Genomic DNA, 524 nt, shown 5'->3' on the forward strand with positions numbered 1-524 from the left:
GGGCGCGGCGGCGGCGGGGGCGTGATCAACCGCGTCACCAAGCGCCCTGTCGCCAACGCCTTCATCAGCGGCAGCGGTTCGGCGGACACATATGGCGCATGGTATGTCGACGCCGACATCAGTCAGCCACTCAGCGAGTCCGTCTCCACCCGGATGAACGCCGTTTACGAGGAGTTCCGAAACAATCGCGACTTCTATGACGGGCGCCGGGTTGCGATCAACCCGACCGTCGCGCTCTCGCTCGGCGGTGCGACTCGGATCGATCTGGGCTTCGAATATAACAGCGACAAGCGAACGATCGACCGAGGCGTCCCCTCGGCCGTCCAGGGCTCGCTCACGAGCCCATCACGTCCGCTTACCGGCGTCCGCGACACCTTCTTCGGTGTGCCGGGGTTCAACGTCAGCGATTTCGAGGCCAAGGTCCTAAATGGCCGCGTTGAGCACCGCTTCAGCGACAATCTGACCCTGACCAGCCGGATCCTGTACGGTGATTATGACAAGCTCTATCGGAACGCCTTTGCGGT

At 63.0% G+C, this 524-nt stretch carries 1 protein-coding gene; it reads left to right on the top strand.

The genetic code is table 11. From position 1 onward, the window contains the following. Positions 1–21: 21 nt before the first annotated feature. The coding region (locus ACYVE7_RS35580) for a hypothetical protein (protein WP_460371122.1) at positions 22–524 on the top strand (503 nt) is incomplete at its 3' end.

Source organism: Actinocorallia lasiicapitis, assembly GCF_054778695.1.